The organism is Galbibacter kalidii, assembly GCF_026241135.1.
Lineage (GTDB): Bacteria > Bacteroidota > Bacteroidia > Flavobacteriales > Flavobacteriaceae > Galbibacter.
Map to the genome: position 1 here is coordinate 1 of NZ_JAPFGA010000046.1, position 4,192 is coordinate 4,192.

The following is a 4,192-nucleotide window of genomic DNA, read 5'->3' on the forward strand; positions in this document are numbered from 1 at the left end:
AATACCTCTATAAGGTCACCCCACTGGTCCCCGGGGACATCCTGAGGGTTGAAGAAGGCGGGGTGTTCACCGGGCTTTCCGATTACGGGCCCTTGCCCGTGCCCTTGGACCTGGCCGGGGTGTTCATGGACGGCAAGGCCATGCTCAGCTGGAACTATGCCGTCCACAAGGAGCGGTACAACAGTTATTTTATAGAACGCTCCGGGGACGGTAACACTTTTGAAAGGCTGAACAAACTCCCCTTTACAGGCATGAACAATGGGGAAGCCGATGCCAAACGCATGTTCTATATCGATTCCATTGCCAATAACAAAACCTATTACTACCGCGTCAGGGGGCGTACCCCCTTTGGGGAACTCAGTCCGCCTTCGGAGGTGGTCTCCGGTAGTGGCAAAGAGGTCCTGGCCTATGTGCCCAAGATAACCGCCCGGGAATTTTTGGACGACCGTTCGGTCATTATCCATTGGGAGTTTTTAAAGGAAGGGAACGGCCATATCACAGGATTTGAGCTGGGCCGAAGTGACGGGGCCGATGGGGAGTATACCACCGTAGTAAAAGATATCCCGCCCACGGCCCGGGAAATACGGTACGACAGCTTACGGCCCACCAATTATTTTACCGTTACGGCTATTGGCAAACATGGGAGCAACCGGGCTTCGTTCCCGGCACTGGTCCAACCGGTGGACTCCGTCCCTCCAGTGACACCAACAGGGATCAAAGGGACGATCGACAGCTTGGGGATTGTAACCCTTAATTGGCAGCCCAATCAAGAAAAGGATATGCTCGGTTATCGGGTTTTTAGGGGAAATAACAGATCAGAAGAGTTTTCACAGGTGACCGTATCGCCCCACCAGGGCACTACCTATTACGACAGTGTGGGGGTAAAGAATTTGAACACCAAAGTATATTACCAGGTAATTGCCGTGGACCAAAGGTACAACATGTCCGGCGCATCTGAAATCCTGGAAGTGGCCAAACCCGATAAGATTCCGCCGACCGCTCCCGTGTTTAAAAAATATGAAATAAAGGACGGTGCGATGCTCCTTAATTGGGCCAATAGCTCCAGTATGGACGTAACCAGGCATGAGCTCTACCGGAGGGCGCAGGACAGCACCGGATGGAAGCTCCTTAAAACCTTTGAAGCCAATGGGGACACTTTAACCACCGCTTATGCGGATACCGGCACCGAAGAAGGCAAAGGCTACCATTATACAATGGTAGCGATAGACCAAGGCGGGCTGGAATCCGACCCTGCACCTCCCCTGACCGTTGTGGTGCCCAAAACCACATTGCCCCCGGCCGTGGAAGGGGCCGGCAGCTATGTGGACAAGAAGAACGGGTACATCGAGCTCTATTGGAAGCCCTACGGGCGGCCCGGGACTGCCGAGCTGATGGTCTATAAAGGAATTAAAGGTAAAGCTGTTAGCCTGTGGAAAAATGTTCCTGTGGATACCCGCCGTGTGGTGGACGAAAACGTAAAACCCAACAATGAATATATGTACATGGTCCGGGCGGTCTTTAGGGACGGGCGGATGAGTGAAATAATTAAGATCGATGTTAAATATTAAGATGATGATGAAAAAAGGAATTCTGGTAGGAATATGTATGATGTGGAACCTGTTCGGGATGTATGGTCAGGAGTACGGATATTTGGTCAGGACAGAAATAACCGGGGCCTATCACGCCAATGATGGGTGGATAGAGATTGATGATTCCAATGGAGGAGGAGGCAATGTTAGTTACTTTGCAACGACTTCTACCATAGGTGATGTGTACTTTGATTTTTTTTCTTTAAATAATGGGTTTGCTGATGCAACCGTGACAGTATCCTCTAAGGCTATTGCCTTAGCGGGCTATCCTGATTGTGATTATTCAGAGTCTTTTACAATAACTGCTGAAGATTTTAATGACACTGGGGTACGGTATTTTTCCGGTTGTAATTTTTCGTTTAGGGTCTATCCCTTGCATGCGGATGTTCCGGATGCCGCCAATTCAACGATTTGTTTGGGTGAAGAAATAACCCTTGGCCATGGATACGACTGGCAGTATAGTTACGATGGTGTAAATTGGGAAGATTTCCCAGCCGAATATAATACGCCCGAACCCACTTTTGTTTTAAGTGACCTTCTCGGGGATACCACAGAACCAAGCGTTAAATTCAGGACCGGATATAAAAACCCTGATACAGGAGCTGAATATTATACCAACATTGTTACCTATACGGTTATAAATTGCTCCCCAGGCGTGCAATCCTTCATCCCAACGGATACGAGCTGTTCCTATAGTGAGGATGGCGGGTTTACAGCTGTTTTTGACCGGGATTTAAACCCCGGGGAACGCCTGATCATGACCTTGTACGAGCTCGATCAGTTTGGCAATGAGGTCACTTTAAATCAATATAGCACAACGACTTTGGATGCGGGAAATGCATACACATGGCCGGACCAGCTTGGTGCAGGAACCTATTATATCAAATACCAAACGGACAATAACGGAACCCCCTCTTCCCTGGAAGACTCCGACCCCTTTACCATCGGCAGCCCTGGCCAGGTCGGTTTTTCGGCTACCAAAACCAACGACGTGTACTGTTTTGGGGGCAGTGACGGAGCTATAGAACTTACGGCCACCGGTGGTGTGGGGAGCTATCGGTTTATGGTGGAAAAAGACGGAAACCCGCACCAGGGGTGGACGGCCTTTTCCGGGGCCAATGCCCATACCCTTTCCGGCCTGCCGGCAGGGAGCTATACCCTCTATGTCCAAGATGCCAATGCCTGTGAGGAACAACTGGGGGACGGGACCAAAAAAAACATTACCATTGCTATCGAGGAGCCCGATCAGGCGCTGGCCATAAACCTTGCAAGCCTACAGGATGCGACCGCCAATGGGTTTACCAATGGGGAGATCGCCGTGGACATCAGTGGCGGCACCCCTTTTGGGGACGGCAGCTATACCTTGGAATGGACGGACAGTTCGGGAACCGTACTGACCAGCGTGTCCAACCAGGCCACGGCCTCCGCCTACCGGACCACCTTAAACAATATAGGCGCGGGGGGTTATACCCTGACCGTCACCGATGCGAATTTCAACAGCGCCGGCCAGACCGGGGGCTGTACCGTGGCAGGGACCTATACGGTGGAAGAACCCCCGGCCTTGACCTTGACCGTTCAAGAAACGAACTCAATTTCGTGTAACAGTGCTAATAGCTTTAGTGATCCGTCTTCGGATGGGGAACTGCGTGCGGTAGCCTCCGGTGGGGTCCCTTTTGATCCACCACTGCCCGGCGGGGACCTATATAAGTATACCTGGAAACAAAAAGATGCTTCTGGCAACTATCAAGTGGTGGCCGGTGTTACCGGCCCGGTGGCGACAGGGCTCCCAGCAGGGGACTATGCCGTGAACATCGGAGATGCCAACGGGATCATCATAGGGACCTACCAGGACAATGCTTTGGTAGTGGCCACCGATGTGGAACACCCCTTAAACGAACCGCCCCTTTTGAGCGTTACGCTTTCCAAAGAGGATGTCTTTTGCCCGGGCGGCAGTGACGGATCGGTAACGGCCACCATTACCGGGGGAACGGGGACTTATGATATTTTCTGGAACACCGGGGAGACCACCACTACAATAAACAATCTGACCGCAGGCACTTATACGGTCCAGGTGACCGATGAAAAAGGCTGCCGGGCGGAAGCCTCGGTAACCGTTACAGAACCGCAGGCCCCTTTACAGATTACGTACCGGGCATTCCAGCCCACCTATGCCGGGGCCACCGACGGATGGGTCGAAGCAACGGTAAGCGGGGGAACCCCGAGGAACGATGGCAGTTATGGCTACCTATGGAAAGATGCCCAGGGCAATGACCTGGCAGGACAGGTCACCGCCCAAACGGTCGCCGGGAGCTATGAACTTACCCTCAGCGATGTTGGGGCCGGTAATTATTACCTGACGGTGGAAGACAAAAACTACCCTTTGGCCACGGACAACACAGGCTGTACCGTTGTGGAAAGCGGATACACCCTTGAAGACCCCGAACCGTTGACCCTGACCGTAACTGAACAGGACCCGGTCTCCTGTAACAGCAGCAACACCTATAACGATCCGGTCTCGGACGGAGTACTCGAAGCCGTAGCCGGTGGAGGGGTGATCCTGGCCCCCGGGGATAACAACGGACTACCGTATTACTATACCTGGA

General features: G+C 52.4%; 2 protein-coding genes. Both read left to right on the plus strand.

The genetic code is table 11. The features are described from left to right. Positions 1-1,568 (plus strand): hypothetical protein (locus tag OOZ15_RS19670; RefSeq protein ID WP_265958147.1); only part of this gene is annotated, 1,568 nt, incomplete at its 5' end. Next, positions 1,555-4,192, plus strand: a 2,638-nt coding sequence (locus OOZ15_RS19675; protein WP_265958148.1) for a SprB repeat-containing protein, incomplete at its 3' end; no start/stop codon positions are given. The genes OOZ15_RS19670 and OOZ15_RS19675, both read left to right, overlap by 14 nt.